Genomic DNA, 17,420 nt, shown 5'->3' with positions numbered 1-17,420 from the left:
GGATTTTTTTATTTTTGTTGAATTGCCAAAAATAAAAAGCTCAAAATATTCCATTGCTCATGAAAAAATTATTATCTGCTGTTGTCGCAGGAACCTCAGCAATAGCTGCCGTAATTTATCTTTCAGGGTATGGATATATTTTTAAAGCGATCGGGATCAATTTGAAAAAAGGTCCCATAACTCCTTCTATTGATGATGAGGAAAAATTCCCTTCTCATCCCGTTCCGAATGTACACCCAAAATCATGGGAAAAAGATGAAAAATACAATACTAAAATACTTTCTGAAAACGTTTTAAAAAACCTAAAAAAAACACGTGCTTCATCATTAATCATAATCCATGACAGCAAACTTGTACATGAGCAATATTGGAAAGACCACAACTCATCTTCATTGATGAATTCTTTTTCAATAGCCAAGGGAATTCTTTCAATTTTGGTCGGCTGTGCTATTGATGATGGCTACCTGCAATCTGAAGATCAGCTTATCTCTTCCATATTTCCGCAGTATAAAAACAGCCGCTATGGGCAATTTCTGACCATTCGCCATCTTATGACAATGCAAGCCGGGTTAGATTGGGAAGAAGAATATCGCCATCCCTTTGCACCCAACTCTAAACAGTATTTTGTTGATGATCTTGCAGAACAAGCTTTCAAAATAGACTTGAAAGAAATGCCCGGAGAAAAATATGAATATCAAAGTGTTGCTCCACAACTTTTAGGTCTTGCTCTGAGAAAAGTAATTGGCAAGCAACTCTCAACCTATCTCTCCGAAAAGCTCTGGAAGCCTCTTAATATGGAATTTCCTGCTAAGTGGAGTACCGATGAAAAAGGAATGGAAAAGACTTTCTGCTGCATTCATGCAACTCCGAGAGATTTTGCAAAAATAGGGCAGCTTATCTTGCAGAATGGTAATTGGGAAGGAAAGCAACTGATCAGTAAAGAATATTGCGAAAAACTGCTTACTCCTACAAAAGCTAATGATGCATTTTGTTTTACCATATGGGCAGATGACGACAACAAGATCAAACATAGATTTTTTTATGGGTTTTTGGGTCAGTTTATCATTATGATTCCGGAAAAGAAAATGGTGATCGTGAAAACAGGTTTTTATAACCGACTTGAGGTTGATGAAAAACTAAGACCTCTTCAGGTAAAACTTCTTGTTGATGAGTTTACTAAAATGGTATAATTCATTTATTTTTAAGAAAACAAAAGCTTTCCTGTTTTTATTTAAAGATAATTCGGGTAATTTTCTATTTTTGTGAAAAGTTCATTAATGAAGAAAATTTATTTACTCCTTTTTGGTCTGGTACAAGCATTTGCCTATTCCCAAACACAGGATTTAGCCTCATTAGCTTCGGGAGAATACATCGGAATGAATGCTTTATTTGACGATAAAGATAATCTCTACGGCTACATCTCATTATATTCTTATGGTAAATCCGGAGAAAAAACCAAAAAATTTGAATATGTAATTCTTGATAAAAACCTCAACCCTGTTGCCAACAAGGAGTTTGAAGGTGATATCACTGCGGCATCTTATTTAGGGTATGTTGATTTTAAAGGTCAGATCATTCTGCGACCTTCACAGCTGGATTATTCACAAATAAAACTGCGTGATATTTTCACGCCCGTTTCGATGGTGATTGATCCTAAAACCAATACCATTAAAAGAAAAGTCTATTACGATTATCAAAACGGAGCTTTTAAAGAAATCAACCAGCCCAAAAACTGGAAAGAACAGAGAAAAGAAAACCGTGAAGAGAAAAAAGAAAAAGGCTATAACTATGTTTCTGCCGTTGGCGAAATTAAAGAAGGCGGATTGATTGCCATTGAATATAATGACTATGGAAAGTACGTCAACAACAATGCGATCATAAAATTTGATGATGATAAAAAAGAAATCTGGAGATATCAATACAATACCAACGGAGACAAAAAAGTATTCTCAGACCTGAGCATTCTGGATAAAGATGAAAAACATCTGTACGGAATTTTACGTAAGGTAAATGGAGATGACAAAACCTTTACACTTCTGGTACTTGACATGAAAACCGGAAAAGAATTATCAAACAACCCAATAACAGGACTTTCTCCCGAAACAATATACAATATTGATGTTTTCAATTCCGGAGGGATGAGGATTGATAATGACAAGACATTTGATGATAAAATAATTTTTACGGGCAGAAATTATTCCTCAACGATGAATCCTTTTGGATATGCAAGGCTGATGATTAACAAGTCAGATTTTAGTACAGATACAAAAGCCATCAACTACAAACCTGATTTCCTTAAATATATTCCCGGCATCAATGTTCATGGATATGTAGAAGCCGGTTACAGTTTGCAGACAAAAGACATGTACTTTATGAGTGATGGCAGCGTAGGCATTTTGGCAGAAAAATATAAGCCTTCTACAGATTATACCGCTTCTAAAACAACAGATCTGGTGTATGTTTCTACCGATAAAGATTTTAAAATAAAAGAACTGAAAGTTTTCGAAAAGGAAAAAACAAAATGGGCCAATAACGATTATCTTTTTTCTCAATATCTGAATAATGGCAAAGATGTCGTTTTCTTTTACAGAGACTATCAGAAAGACCAAGTCACCAAAGAAAAAAAATGGAATCTCTTTATAAACACTGTGATCGACGGTACATTTAAACAGGAAATTATTCCTATTTCTGAGAAAGACAATTACATCGTCACTCCTTATGTGGGAAAAGAAGGATATATTCTTTTGAGAGAGTTTAACGAAAAAGAAAAATTCAACAAAATACGTCTAGAAAGGCTGAATTATTAATGAAAAACTCCTGATTTGATCAGGAGTTTTTGTTTTGATAGTAATCGGAAATATTTTTTATTTCGTCCAAGCTCAGGTTCCACATAAAGTTGAGAAACTGTTGATAGCTTTCGCTCTGATTTTTCGGGTCTACCCGATCGAGATATCGATTTAGATTGTAATTTTTCCTTCCTTCATAGATTTTGGCAAAACATTTTCCCAGCCATTTTTCATAATATTTTTCTTCTTCCGCATCCTGCAAAAACTGCAGACTGGTGTAAATTCCCAATCCATAATCTTCTGCATGATAGAAATTGGGTAAGATTTCCATTCTTGCAATTTTTCCCAATGAAGTAAATGATTCGGATGCTTTTTCAGAAGATGAAGATGTTTTGAGCTCCGGAAATATCTTCTTAAGTTTTTCAATCCTTAGAGTAACTTCCGGGTGAGAAGCCAATGAATCTTTATCTAATTTTTCTTTAAAATGATTATAATTATAAAGTGAAAAATCTTCTTTCTTCAGCCATTTATCCTGAAAAGCCTGTTTAGGAAAATTAAAATATTTCTTATAGGTTTCAATTTTTAATTCTCTTGGTGAGATGGTATCAAAATCCTGAAGCCTTTTTAAAGCATTCACAAATTCTCCTTTTATAAAATCGCTGTTCTTAAAAACTGCATACCCTAAAGAATCTGCCTGCATTTCATCTTTTCTTTTCTCAACACCTTTTTTATACATTCTGCTTTTTAGAATATCAAAGGCTTTCTGATTTTTATTTCCGGCAGTCGCTTTTATATTTTGAACCGTAATCTTATCCTGCCGATCATCATTAATAAAGCTCATAAATGTTCTCAGAGAATGTTCCTCTATTTTATGTCCCAGCTCATGCGAAATTACGGAAGCGACCTGATCATCGTTATTGAGCCAGTTAAAAAGCCCCATATTTATCACAAAAGTTCCGTCTGCCATACAGTATGCGTTGGGCGTATTGTCTTTTGCAATAAGGATCTGAAGTTCTTTGGGAATCTGATGATTATTTTTCCTCAAACGCTCAATCAGAGACTTTACTTTTGAGTCAAATACTGATGTGAAAATGAAATCTTTTTCTTTCACTTTCTTTTCAAAATCTTTCTCAAATTCTTTATAAATCTTAGAGAGCTCATTTCCTGTTTTTCCGGAATATTTAAGCTTAAGATTTTTAATCAACAACTCATTATTTGCCGAAAATATTTTCAGGAATTCTTTTCTTTGAACATAATCTGCGGTATCAAGAGGTCTGTACGTCTGTGCGATACAGATTGCAGAAAACATAACCAGCAAAAAAACAGTCAATTTTTTGATCATATATTTTATCAATTAACACAAAAATAATTCATTTCAGAGTACATTTATTACTTTCTCTTCAAATTTATTTTAAATTTGTTACAGATCGTTTATTATGACAATTTTATTTTATTTCATCGTTTTTATTCTTGCTTTGGCGGCATTAATATATCTTTTAGGATACGCTTACCTTTTCAGCGGAATTTCTAAAACCTATCTTCGTGGGAAATCGAGTGCGAACATTGATGACGGGAAATTTTTTACGAAAAATATCATTCAAACCACAAATCCTGTTCTTTGGGATGAGCATCCTGATTACAACAAAAAAGAATTACCGAAAAACATAGTTGATGATTTGATTCATTCAAATACCGCTTCATTTTTAGTCATAAAAGATGGAAAATTACTGCACGAACAATATTGGAACGGATATCATGAACTTTCGAAAACGAATTCATTTTCTATGGCAAAAGCAGTTACCGTAATGCTTTACGGCAAGGCTTTAGAAGAGGGAAAAATTAAAAATATCGATCAGAATTTTTCCGAATTCTATGATGAGTTTAAATTGAAACCTTTTGGTAAAGATTTAAATTTAAAACATCTTGCCCAAATGGAATCTGGCTTAATTTGGGATGAAAATTACAAAAACCCTTTTCTGCCGAATGCCAGAGCGTATTATGGAAGAAGTCTCATCAAAGCTACATTTTCAAGAAAATTTAAAGAGAAACCAGGCGAAAGATTCGAATACCAAAGCGGTTCTACACAGCTTCTAGGGTTTGCAGTAAAAAAAGCAATTAACCAATCCTTATCAAGTTATTTATCGGAAAAATTCTGGATTCCTTTGGGAATGGAACAGAATGCCGATTGGAGTGTCGACGAAAGCGGAATGGAAAAAACCTACTGCTGTATTCATTCAAATTCGAGAGACTTTGCAAAACTCGGACAGTTGTTTATAAATGACGGAAAAGTAGGTGCCAATCAGATTCTGAATTTAGATTTCATTGAACAAATGAGAACTCCCACCAAAAAATCTGATGAAATTTACGGAATGGGTTTTTGGATTAATAACGATAATCCTATAAAACATTATTATTTCCTTGGACTTCAGGGACAATACATTATTATGATTCCGGAACATAAAATGGTCATCGTAAGAACAGGAAGCTATAATAATTTGCCTAAAACAGATCGGGGAAGACCGGATCAGGTGAAGTTTTTGGTGAATGAAACGGTAAAGCATTTTGCTTAAAGGTTGAAGCTAAGATTGAGGTTGAAAATATTTTTTTAACCATTAAGATTAATTAAATTGCTAAGGGAGATATTAAGGAAATATCTAAAGATAATTAAGCACATCGTTAAATTCAGATTTGTCTGAACCTTAAAAAAGCTTAAGAACCAAAAGACCTTCCTATTTAAATTTTATTTTTAAATTGAATTATGCAAAAGTACAATCCTTTAGTAGATGAATATATTGAGAAATCTCAAGATTTTGCAAAACCGATTCTACATTATATTCGTGAGATTGTGCATGAGTTTTGTCCAGATTTGGAAGAAGCTATCAAATGGAAGTTTCCGACATTTATGTATAAGGATAAAATTCTCTGCTCAATGGTTTCTTTTAAGCAGTATTGTAGCATGGGATTTTGGCTGCACGATGAAATGCAGACGATAAAAAATCTTGAAACGGATGTGGAAAAAACAAATATGTTCAGTCTCGGCAAGATTACCAAACTCGAAGATCTTCCTTCAAAACCCCAGCTTAAGAAAATTATTCTCGAAGCGATGGAACTGACCGACATGGGTGTGAAACTGAAAAAAGCACCACCTTCAAGCACAGTAATTGAAGTTCCCGAATATTTTAAAAATGCTTTAAACCAAAATAAAAAAGCGCTTGAAGTTTTTGAAAAAGCTTCTCCATCATTTAGAAAAGAATACATTAACTGGATTGTTGACGCCAAAACAGAAACCACCAGAAATAAAAGAACGGAACAAGCTCTGGAGTGGATTGCCGAAGGAAAAGGGCGGAATTGGAAATATGAAAAAAAGAAGTGATTTGGCTGGAAGTCAGATGATGGAAGCTGGATGTTTACAAGACTGAAGACAATTTTAATTGTAAACTAAACTCTTAGTGGAATCTGAAATTTGCTTCAGGAAGCGTATTATTTTTTAGAAAAGCCTCATATTCCGGTGATATTTGTGCACGTCCCCAAGTATTTTTTCCGCTCATACTTCCCAAACGAACTTTATCTTTTCCGTACTTTTTATTCATTGCATCCATCGCTTTCATCACAGGTAAATGTTGATTTTGAGTATCTTCTTCAAACAAATTAATCAATCTTTGATCTTCGGGCACAAAATCATTGACAATAACTCCGGCTTTTTTATAATGAAATCCTTCCTCAAAAATAGATTCAAATAATTCATTCACTACCCTACCAATAAGGATTGATGAATTGGTGGGATTAGGAAGAATCTGAGTTCTTGCATTTCTATATTCCGGTAAATCTTTTCTGAAACGATTGGTCTGCACGAAAACCGTAATCATTTTGCAGCAGGTATTTTGTTTTCTTAATCTTTCTGAACAATACATTCCAAAAGTTTCTACTCTTTCGCGCACGTCTTCTTTCTTAGTCAGCATTTGCATGAAACTTCTTGTAACGGCAATCGATTTTTTAGGTGAAGGAACATCTAATTCCAGCTGACGGATTCCTTTCAACTCATTAATCATTCTTACGCCATGAATTCCCATAACTTTTCGAACCCACATCTCGGGTTTTTGAAGTAAATCCCAGGCTTTATAAACACCGTTGTCATTCATTTTGGCGCTAAGTTTTCGACCTATTCCCCAAACATCGCCGATGTCGAGCCATTTTAAAGCTTTTTCAATTTTTTCGGGAGTGTCTAAAATATAAACGCCCTCATTGAACTTTTCGGGAAAATCTTTTACAATTCTGTTGGCAACTTTACATAAGGTTTTTGTGGGAGCAATGCCAATACTTACAGGAATATTGACTTCATTTTTAATTCTTTCACGAATTTCAAGACAATAATCATAAACACTAATATATTTAAAGCCTGTGAGGTTTAAAAATAACTCATCGATGCTGTAAGTTTCGTATTCTAAAACGTAAGAACTCGCAAGTTGAATCACTTGCTGGCTTTTAAAATTATACAATTCAAATTTTGCAGAGAAGCTTTTTACATCATGTTTTTTAAAAAGTTCTTTATACTTAAATGCTGGAGCCGCCATCGGAATTCCCAAATCTTTCGCTTCTTTACTTCGAGACACAACACATCCATCGTTGTTGGAAAGTACAACAACAGGTTTGTTTTCAAGTTCCGGATCGAGCGTTCTCTCACAGGAAACAAAGAAATTATTGCAATCTACTAAGGCGTACATGATATTAAAAATGACTGTTTGAAAGTACAAAGCTATAACTTTTAAAACAGAATACTATGTTTAATTAAACTTTTAACACCATAATTATTTAGCTAAAAATCAACCAGTTAAATACTTTAAAACACGTCATGTTTTGTCGCATTAATGTATTAATCAGTGTTTACAGAAAGTTTATTTTTTTATTCAAAATAACATTTTTTTCATTCTCAACACGTCAAGTTTTGACGTATTACATATCTACATTTGCTTTCCAAAGAAATTAAAATTATGGATAAAGTAACCTTACAAAGAATTGAAAAATTACATCCTTTTGTGAGAGAGGAGGTAAAACAAATTATTAAAGAATGTGATGAAGCTCTCACGGGAAAAGCAAAAATCAGAATCACTCAGGGACTGCGAAGTTTCGAGGAACAGGAAAGATTATATGCCATCGGAAGAATTACTTCAGGAAAGAAAGTAACCAACGCAAAAGCCGGGCAAAGCATTCATAATTATGGTTTAGCAGTGGATATGTGTTTAATTATTGACGGAAAAACAGCAAGCTGGGACACCGCAAAAGATTGGGACAATGATCAAGTTGCCGATTGGTATGAGTGTGTGAAAATTTTCGCAAAACACGGCTGGGATTGGGGTGGAAACTGGAAAACCTTCAAAGATCTTCCCCATTTTGAAAAGAAGAATATTTTAACTAAAAAAGGATTGGTGAAAACGAGCTGGAGAATGCTTTTGAAGATGAAAATGGATAAAGATGGATATGTGATATTTGAAAAATAATTTAACATAATTAATTTAACACGTCAAGTTCTGTCGCACTTCGCTTCTACCTTTGCTTTACCAAATAACAATAGGAAAAAATGAAAAAAACAACCATTTTATCTTTGGACGGTGGGGGAATAAGAGGCATTATTACCTGTATTATTTTACGCTATATAGAAGAGCAGTTACAGCATCACCATAAACCGGGTGCGAAGCTTGGAGATTATTTTGATCTGGTTGCCGGAAGCAGCACCGGAGCATTGATTGCTTCTATTATCCTCTGTCCTGATGAACACCGAAAAGCAAAATATTCGATCCAAAAAGGGTTAGAATTATATGCTGAAAAAGGTGGCGACATATTTCAGGTTTCTTTTTGGGAGAAGCTGGTTAATCCTTTCGGATTGCTCAATGAAAAAATCTCCCAGGAAGCCCTTGAGAAAAACCTGAATGATTTTTTTGGGAAACTCGAATTAAAAGAATTAATAAAACCTTGTTTAATCACAAGCTACGATATAGAAAACAGAAGAGCCAAATTATTTAATTCGTGTAAAGCCAACTTAAGTACAGATAATTTTTATGTAAAGGATGTTTGCAGAGCAACTTCAGCTGCACCTACCTATTTCAGTCCGGTTCAGATTAAGTCGATGTATGGGCAGATTTTCAGTTTAATTGATGGCGGAATGTTTGCCAACAACCCTGCACTTTGTGCCTATGCAGAAGCAAGGAGAACTCCTTTTGCCGAAGTTTTTAAAAACCATCAGAAAGCAAATCACCCTACCGTAAATGATATGATTATTGTGTCAATCGGCACCGGATTGGAATCTAAAAGCTATTCGTTCAGGAAAATGGAGAAAGCGGGAAAAATTGGTTGGGTAACTCCTATCATTGATATTTTGATGTCTGCCAATGCTGAGACTGTAGATTATCAGCTTTGCCAGATGTTTCAGACTTTGGGACAGCGAAATCAGAAAAATTATTACCGAATCAATCCGTCTTTAAAAAATGCATCTCCTGCGATGGATAATGTATCGAGATCAAATATTGAAAACCTGATACAGGCCGGACTAAGCTACATCGATGATAACAGAGAAACTTTAAATCAAATTGTACAAAAATTAATCAGAAACAAAATATAAGCTTTTTTACTTATATCTGGTCAATATAATCTAATTAGATTATATTTCAAATATTTAAATTTATTAAAACACACGTCATGTTTTGTCGCTTCTACCTAATAATTTTGAAGTAGAGATAAAGACAAAAAACAAAATCCCAAACTTTAAAAAACTTTTTTGAATTCAACATTTTCACATGATGAACAACCAGAAGTATGTTCCAATTTTAACCCATATTTAAAAACAAAAAACATGGAAACACCAAATCACAACACCTATACTATCTTTGATGAAGACCTTTACACCATCAACTGGAGCGATATTGAAAACACAGAAATAGACTACGACAACTATCTCGACGAGATTGAAAATTTCTTCAGAGAAGACTTTGAAAATGATATTCTGGAAGAAGATATCTTTTAAGCCCGTTGTACATTTTGAATTATTGTCTTGCCAAAATAAGTGGAACGGCTTTGTATAGCTTGATTTCGGTATTTTTTTACACTTCTTTGTATAACCTTGCGTTTTTTTATCGCTAGGAAAGACAAAGTTTTTATAATAAATGTTATTTTTTAAGATAAACAATGGCATTTCATTTAGCAAAGAAATACAAAGGCTTTAATTATCAGCTGCTTGACGGTATCTGCAAAATGCACAATGGGTATCTTTTAATTTATTTTTTACACGCTCAATTCTTACGCTGTCCATGAATGGAAACGTTTCACTAAAGTAACATCATCAGTAAAATTATTTCTGATAGAACAAAGAAGAGACTATCTCAAAAAAAGACAGTCTCTTTTTATTAATTCTATTGCATTAAACATTTTAACTTTCAAATTATTTTTCAATCTTAATAATCAGGAATTTATTATTTATAATCAATGAATATTTTAATATTATAAAGATAAATTCATAATTTTCGCACATTAATTATTTAGATTAAAATATATTATGAGATTACTTTTATTATTTTGCTTTATGCTTTCAGGTTTTGTTTTTTCTCAGAAAATTCAGCTTAAAAAAGATAAAATTCTTTACAACGAAAAAGAAGTTGCGATCATAAAATCTCCCTACAGAGATCATTATGAGTTTTACAATTTAAACAATCAGAAAGCTTTTGATCTTGATTTAAAAGGCGTTGCTTTAGCCGGAAAAGAATTTTTATACTATCTGGATATGAAATCTGCGGACGGAAAAACGACTCAGATTCCTTACGAAGTTTTGATCACTTCTTTTAAACCCGATCGTATCATTGCTCATCAATTGGCGGTAAAATATAATTTCTTTAATGAAAAAGGTCTGAACACAGCAGAGATTGAACAGTTTTTTAACGTTCAGAGAGAAAATTTAGCCGATAAATATCTTCAGGCAAAAGCCAACAGCATCGCCGGTGAAAACGATAGACAAAGCAGCCTGAGCAATATAAGATCTCTTTATAATCCAAGGATTGGCTCAAAAGGTGAAATTTTGATCAATAATGGAAATTATCCTGCAAAGATCATTGGATATTCTACTGCTTTTAATTGCGGTTTTGGAAGTGGAAGTCCTTGTCTTGAAGTGAGTGATCTTGACGGAATAAAAGTGGCAAGAATGTATGAAAGCAAACAAGGAATCAAAACGTATCTGGTTAAAACTTTTGACAATCATGAATTTACATTTGTAGCAACCAGACCTTATGCTCCTTCAGATTATGCTTTTGTGAATGAATTGATTGCCAATCTTTTCATAGAAGGTTACACACTCGAGCATCAGGCTTACTATAAAAACCAGGAGCTTCAGCATGCAAAAGTGAAAGATGCAATCGACAGAAGTATCAATCTCTATGACGTTCAAGGATATGTCGTAGAAAAATCCGGTAAAAAGACAGAAGGATTGATCACGATCTGGTTTGAAAAGCTAGATACCGAAAGAACAGGACAGAAATTACCCACCGACGGAGCAGATTTGTTTGGTCAAAGAGTGAGTCTCAAAACCAATTTACCGGGAGGAAGCGTGAGAACCAAAACATATAATGCCGACTCGGGAATATATTTTTGTGTGTCTTACAACGGAGGTGAAGATTGCTATTATGGCTTGGATGTAAAAGGCGAACTGATGAAAAAGCTTCAGAACTATGGAGACCTTCATGGTAATAATTCTTATTTCTACAGACTAATAGCCAAGGAAAATAAAATCATGCTTCTACAGGATCCTGTAGAGCTTCAAAAATATGTCGTGAAAACAGATATCCAGCAAAAAGGCCAGATGCTCGATAATCGATCCAGTGAAAAACTGTCTCTGAAACTGGCAGATTACCTTAAAGACTGTAAAACTCTTTCTGAAACGTTGAAGAAAGAAAGTTTAGACCTGAAAAATGAAGAAAACCTGATTCATATTATTTCTGAATACAGTACCTGTAAGAAATAATTTCTATCATTTTTTCATCTCAGGCTCGGGGATCAAATTTTTCAAATTTGATCCCCGAGCCTTTTTATTTCATTAAAGAATCTTTTTAAACTTTTTTAAAAGAAATAATAATGCGTCAAGTTTTGACGTCGGCCGCCGATACCTTTGTTTCAGAAATAACAACAGAATAAAAGCAACACACTATGTAAAAACAAGAACGTAAACGAAACTTATAGTTTAAATAAAAAAAGTCTAATAAATATTTACAAATCAACTGAGCTTGATTAAATATTAAAAAAAACAAAACTTAACAACATGAAATAAATACAATAATTATTATGAATTCTAATCACAGAATTTTTACACGAACAAGCTTTTTAAAAAGCTTATTAAAATTTTATATCACAAAAAATAACACCAAATGCCACAAAACACTATACAGAGCTCCACGCCTACTTCTTCTGATGGCAATGGCCTGAATGTAAGACCGGATCTTTTACCGGAATCTTATCTCTTTATTGAGAAAAAAGCTTTTACACAGGCACAGACTGATAAATTTGGTATGACAGGAGATACTACATTCAGGACAACCTCCCGAATTAGCTATACCGGTAAAATATTCACCATCTGTCAGGGACAGGTACTCATTCAGCCCAATTCGGATGATCCGACTAAAGTCAATCTTATTTTAAAGCCTTTCACGCAGCCTATTAAGGGACTTGCCATTAAATATTTTATTTACCGTGGGCTTAAAGCATCAGACTTTTTTGGTACTAACCAAACGATTAATCCTATTTCAAATGCTACAGGTTTTGTAAAACATATCAGGGATGATTTTCAGAAATTGTATAATATGCTGAACCTTACAGAACCTACACTGACAGCACAATACATTGGGTATCCGGGAACAGGGCCATATGAACAAGCTACAAACTTGCTTATCGATGATTTCTTCTTTAAAATCTCACAGGAAGATGCAGGAAGTGCTCCTGCGGATCAGAAAGCTTTCGAACTGCCAATGATTCCGAGAGGAACTCATCTGGGAACGATAGATCCAAATAACTCCTTCGGTATTGACATCGTTCTCAATGAAGGAGATTACACGATTGAAAATGATCCGAATCCGTTTAAACTGGACTTAAATTTTGCTCGTTTAAACAATCACATTTTAAATTCAACTTCGGGAGCCAATGCTTTTGAAAACAAACTGATCAGGGAATCTGCTACACAATTCATCGATATTGCTGCTTTCTACGGACTTCACACGCACGGAAAAGGAAAACTTCATGCAAGCAATAACGGACAGGACACCGTACTGCAGACCAATGATGAGATTTACAGCGCTATTGAAGGATTTGCTACTGCCAAAACGACTTATCTGTACATTCTGGGAAGCAGGCAGCGTTCTTATAATTTCTACAATAATCATCCTATTGGGACAACCACCAATGATTATAAAAAGGGAACCACAACTGCCAACCTTGTTGCAGGAAAATTTTCGGAATACTGGCCTTTGCAGGAATTTACGGATACCCCTTCTTTAGCTATTCAGCTTACGACAGATAGCAATGATGCAGCAGCATTATATGTAAAACAGGGGATTTTGAATGTAAATACTGCTAACGAAGATTACTTCATCCGAGGAGAGAATCTTTTGCAACAAGCAGATGCCAACAACACTGTCGATACCGAACTTACAAAACCCATTGTTTTTGATGTAAAGAAAACAAGCACTGGAACCAATATAGGGTCTTTTGTGCAGTTGATTTACGAGGGAAAAGCTCTTGAAATTACGAATGTAGTTCCGCCTTTAAGCTCAGGAGAATCATTATTTCTAAAGGATATTGATGATGTGTTTGGATTGATTAACGTAACACCTCATATTCAGCCTAAAAGCACAAATGAATTGAGGTATGTAATTGATCAGAATCTATTGTTGATTGATTTTGAGAATAAGACAGGAGGAAAAGACATTGCGACCGTTACGACAAAGAGAGTTGAGGATCAGATCATGAAAAATGATACTGAAAGTGTAAAAAGAGTGACCCATGAAACTTTGTTGAATAATATTAGACAAAGCGTTGGAGGTTTCTTTGAAAGCAGAAGTGCTTATCAAGATAATAGTAATAGTGGTTTCATCAATTATGATAATGAAAGAAACAATTTTTATCAACCTGAAAAACCATATTATTTTAAAACTATTTCCCTTACTAATATTTTAAATGAAACAATAACCGCTTTAACATTAGATAATGAGAAAGGAACAATAGCTAGTAAGAAAATACTCGGAATAACTGAAGAAGAAAATTTACAAATCCTTAATATTATTGATCAATACAACCTTAACAACCCTAAGTTTTATTTAAATGAGGAGATGTCAAACGGAAGTAATATTAAAGTTGCTCCGGAAAAAATATCTTATAAAATGTATTCATTATCGGTAATAGGTGAAAATATTACTGGAGAAATAAAAATAGTCATTCCATCTCAAAAAATATACATAATAACTATTGATGATTTGGTTTTCACCAGCAATGATTATGCTAAATGGAATCCCAGAATCTTTAATACTCAAAAATTAACTCCAAGTTTCTTTATCAATGAAAGCAGCGATTTTATACGGTAATTATGATGGCAAAGGAAATGCCCTTGTAATAAGAACAAACAATTTAGTTGATCCTTTGTATACTATTGGAGGATACTTAATAGGTTTTACAAAAAATCATATAGCATATTATCATTTTGTTAAATCTGATTTTAAAAATGATGATAAAAATAGTATTGATGCAGGCTATTATTCTGTTGATGATTGGCTGAGATATTGGGCAGATCAGATAAAAATTGAAGAAGTTAGAAAGTTTGAAAATGTGTTATTTGAACATGTAATGAATGGGGATCTTATTGTTATCCAAAAACATAAGATAGCACAGAATATGATCAACTATAATATTAATGAAGAATATGAATATGTCTGGAATTCTAATCAACATTTATTACCATTTACAGAAAAGATTTATATTCCTGCAGGCATAACTGCTGTACCACTTACATATAATCCACAACAGAATGCGACTAATTTTTTCAACAATACCAAACATTTAATTAATCAAGTATCTGGAGATAAAAAAGATGAATTATCAAAAGCTTTAGTATATTCGGCATATTGTATACACCATATAAATAATTCTATACTTACACTATTTGCAGAACCCGCGTATCTTGATCTTATTACTGAACAAAAAAATTTTTGGTCAAATCCTTTTACAGACACATCGGGTCTAAATGAGGATGAAATAATAAATCTCGTGCATAATTTTTATGTTGAAGTTCTTAATTTTTATAGCACAGGTTTTAGAAGTAAGAAAAAAATTGAATCTGCTTCACAAAATAAAAAGTTTTTCTATTTAACATTATTTATGGGCGTAAAAGCCCTCACATCATTAACATCAAAATTGAAACTTGAAATTCTCAAATCAGCAACAAATGAAATGAGCGAATATTTCGAAAGAGAAGCAGTAGAAAATTTAATTGTCAGAATAGCATGTTCTTTTGATGTAAATTCACTTAATAAAATTGATGAATTCTTAGAAGGATTAATAAAACAAGAAAACTTAATCAACAAAGAACAGGTAACATTATATCAGTATATTTATGATAGAATGAGCACTAGCTGGAATATGAAAAAAGGTATTATTCAGATAACCAATTGGATTGCGAAAACCAGTTTTCAACCAGTAAATACAAAAAGTGCATTTGTACAAGCACTCTACTCCTTATGGCAGTTTAGTAAATTCAACCCCTATAATGAAGATGGGGAATTAAAAACCGGTGTACTTTATATAAAATCTTTAGAACCCAATAAAAATAAACCCTCTACAGATGCCTTTTTCGTTGAAGATTCTTCTGTACCAGCACCCAATGTATTATATAATTATAGTTATGAAACAGCATATCAAGTTTCTATAGGAGTACATTCAGGTTGGCCTTACGCATATGCTGGCGATACAGAACATTTCTATAAAATTAAATATCCATCTGCAGCTCCAATTTCAATCCCTTATGAGTCAGAAAAGAGAATAGGAATATTTTTTGACAACTTTACTTTTGAATTCAATGGAACTAAAATACAAGCTACTCAAAATAAATTACCTTGGATTGACACTGATTCATATTTTTCTAAATATTCTGAAACAAGTCAACTGTATGGAACTTATGATATTTTTCAGCCTGTAAGTTTAATTAATAACAATATTGATTCTGCCGTTCCATTACTGACAATATATGGTGATAAAGTAAAAATAGGAAATGGAAATTTAACCATAAATTCTTTTGTCCCTGTTTTTGTTTTAAAAATGATTGATGATTTAGGAGATAAAAGTGATGCAGAAACTGTTTTAGGCTATGCTGTAGATGGTGTTCTTACTTTGTCAGGAGTTGGTAATCTAACTAAACTAAGACATCTTAAGTGGGCAGCATTAGGAATGCAAGAAACTGCACTAGTTTCAAAGACTGGGCTAAGGATTGTTCTTGGAGGAGTTGAATTTACAAGTGGAGTTTTAGGTTTTTTTGCAAATTTTGTTGAGTGCAGTCCTAATGATGATTTCTGCAAAAATGTTAAGAACTTTATCATGCTATTACAGTTGGCAACTTTATCTGTTTCTGCTGTTGATACAGTAAGTACGTTAGCTTTAAAAGCATCAGCAAGAAGAATTGCTAAAGCTGCTGGAGGTAATGATGCTATTACAATTAGACAAAATGTAGAAAATCGGCTTAGACAACTAAATCCTAGTGCAGATAACGCATCAATTCAACAAGCTGCATCAAGCATTTATTTATTTAGTGGAGTGGCACTAAGCCCCAAAGTAATCAAAGCTATATTAAAAAAAATCAGTAATGCCTTTAAAGGCAAAAGTTGGGGAATGGATGTAACTTATACAGATGCATTTCTAACAGACTATATTAAGCTCTGTAAGCAGGAGCTTGGGCTTACCGAAGATATTATCACAGATTTAGTTTATGTCGCCAATAGAAAAGAGCCTGCAAATAAATTTATAACTACTGACCAATTAATTTTACAGACGAAATTTTATGTCAATGAAGTGTTAAAAAGAGGATTTTCTGCAGGATTTAGTAATCTGAATGATTATAAACAATTTTGTAATACATTTAGAAACAAATTGAAACAAAATTTCTCTGAAATGCCCAAAAACTTATCTCATTATTTTGATGATGCTGAGTTTGTCGTCCAAGGATCTGGCACAAGAACATGGAAAATTGGTGATCCGGAACCACCCGCAGGACTTATAAAACCTACTAAGCAACCAGAAGATATTGATATTGGTGTAGTTCTACAACCTTGGCAATATGATGCTTTTCAACAAGAATTAATTAAATCCATTAATCAAATGATTGATACTGGTACTATCAATAAAAAACAAGGAGCTCTAATTGTTGATAGAATTAGATTCAGTAATGATAAGATTATGTATCGAAAGATTTTTGATGAACTTGAAATAAATAATAAAAACTTTTTAGAAGAACTAAGAGAAAGTTGCAAGGACTTCACTAATTTTGATGCAGAGGGTATAAATTTTGCGATCATAAAAAAATATGACCAAGCTGACCTTAAGCCAGCAATCGATTTTAAATATTAATAT

General features: G+C 33.3%; 12 protein-coding genes. 10 read left to right on the top strand and 2 right to left on the bottom strand.

Annotation, left to right across the window (positions count from 1 at the left end):
• Nucleotides 1-59 precede the first annotated feature (59 nt).
• Both LNP04_RS12360 and LNP04_RS12355 read left to right on the top strand, forming a co-directional pair.
• A complete protein-coding gene (locus LNP04_RS12360) occupies nt 60-1,190 on the top strand; it encodes a serine hydrolase (protein WP_229983267.1) in 1,131 nt (376 codons plus the stop codon).
• Nucleotides 1,191-1,277: 87 nt separating this feature from the next.
• Nucleotides 1,278-2,807: a hypothetical protein gene (locus LNP04_RS12355; protein ID WP_229983266.1), complete on the top strand. Its 1,530-nt coding sequence runs from the start codon at nt 1,278-1,280 to the stop codon at nt 2,805-2,807.
• Nucleotides 2,808-2,826: 19 nt separating this feature from the next.
• Here the strand turns inward: LNP04_RS12355 and LNP04_RS12350 are convergent, their stop codons facing one another.
• Entirely contained in the window at nt 2,827-4,128 is a 1,302-nt protein-coding gene (locus LNP04_RS12350) for a M48 family metalloprotease (protein ID WP_229983265.1), read from the bottom strand.
• A gap of 94 nt (nt 4,129-4,222) precedes the next feature.
• On the opposite strand from LNP04_RS12350, the gene LNP04_RS12345 reads away from it, so the two are divergent.
• Both LNP04_RS12345 and LNP04_RS12340 read left to right on the top strand, forming a co-directional pair.
• Nucleotides 4,223-5,356, top strand: a complete 1,134-nt coding sequence (locus LNP04_RS12345; RefSeq protein ID WP_229983264.1) for a serine hydrolase — start codon at nt 4,223-4,225, stop codon at nt 5,354-5,356.
• A 188-nt stretch (nt 5,357-5,544) separates the two neighbouring features.
• Nucleotides 5,545-6,159 carry a YdeI family protein gene (locus tag LNP04_RS12340; protein WP_229983263.1) on the top strand — a complete coding sequence of 205 codons (615 nt, stop codon included), beginning with the start codon at nt 5,545-5,547 and terminating at the stop codon, nt 6,157-6,159.
• A 73-nt stretch (nt 6,160-6,232) separates the two neighbouring features.
• Here the strand turns inward: LNP04_RS12340 and LNP04_RS12335 are convergent, their stop codons facing one another.
• On the bottom strand, nt 6,233-7,507 hold the full coding sequence (locus LNP04_RS12335; protein ID WP_229983262.1) for a Y-family DNA polymerase: 1,275 nt from the start codon (nt 7,505-7,507) through the stop codon (nt 6,233-6,235).
• A 267-nt stretch (nt 7,508-7,774) separates the two neighbouring features.
• Between LNP04_RS12335 and LNP04_RS12330 the strand changes: the two genes are divergently transcribed.
• The 6 genes from LNP04_RS12330 to LNP04_RS12305 all read left to right on the top strand — a co-directional run bounded on the left by LNP04_RS12330 (nt 7,775) and on the right by LNP04_RS12305 (nt 17,417).
• A complete protein-coding gene (locus tag LNP04_RS12330) occupies nt 7,775-8,281 on the top strand; it encodes a M15 family metallopeptidase (RefSeq protein ID WP_229983261.1) in 507 nt (168 codons plus the stop codon).
• A gap of 80 nt (nt 8,282-8,361) precedes the next feature.
• Nucleotides 8,362-9,399: a patatin-like phospholipase family protein gene (locus tag LNP04_RS12325; RefSeq protein ID WP_229983260.1), complete on the top strand. Its 1,038-nt coding sequence runs from the start codon at nt 8,362-8,364 to the stop codon at nt 9,397-9,399.
• Nucleotides 9,400-9,630: 231 nt separating this feature from the next.
• Nucleotides 9,631-9,801: a hypothetical protein gene (locus LNP04_RS12320; protein WP_229983259.1), complete on the top strand. Its 171-nt coding sequence runs from the start codon at nt 9,631-9,633 to the stop codon at nt 9,799-9,801.
• A gap of 528 nt (nt 9,802-10,329) precedes the next feature.
• Nucleotides 10,330-11,784, top strand: a complete 1,455-nt coding sequence (locus LNP04_RS12315; RefSeq protein ID WP_229983258.1) for a hypothetical protein — start codon at nt 10,330-10,332, stop codon at nt 11,782-11,784.
• 400 nt (nt 11,785-12,184) lie between these two features.
• Nucleotides 12,185-14,389 carry a hypothetical protein gene (locus LNP04_RS12310; RefSeq protein ID WP_229983257.1) on the top strand — a complete coding sequence of 735 codons (2,205 nt, stop codon included), beginning with the start codon at nt 12,185-12,187 and terminating at the stop codon, nt 14,387-14,389.
• Nucleotides 14,364-17,417, top strand: a complete 3,054-nt coding sequence (locus tag LNP04_RS12305; RefSeq protein ID WP_229983256.1) for a hypothetical protein — start codon at nt 14,364-14,366, stop codon at nt 17,415-17,417. The genes LNP04_RS12310 and LNP04_RS12305 overlap by 26 nt, the downstream gene beginning before the upstream one ends.
• Nucleotides 17,418-17,420: the final 3 nt, after the last annotated feature.

This window comes from Chryseobacterium sp. C-71 (assembly GCF_020911865.1).
Lineage (GTDB): Bacteria > Bacteroidota > Bacteroidia > Flavobacteriales > Weeksellaceae > Chryseobacterium.
This window is presented reverse-complemented; position numbering and strand designations above follow the sequence as displayed.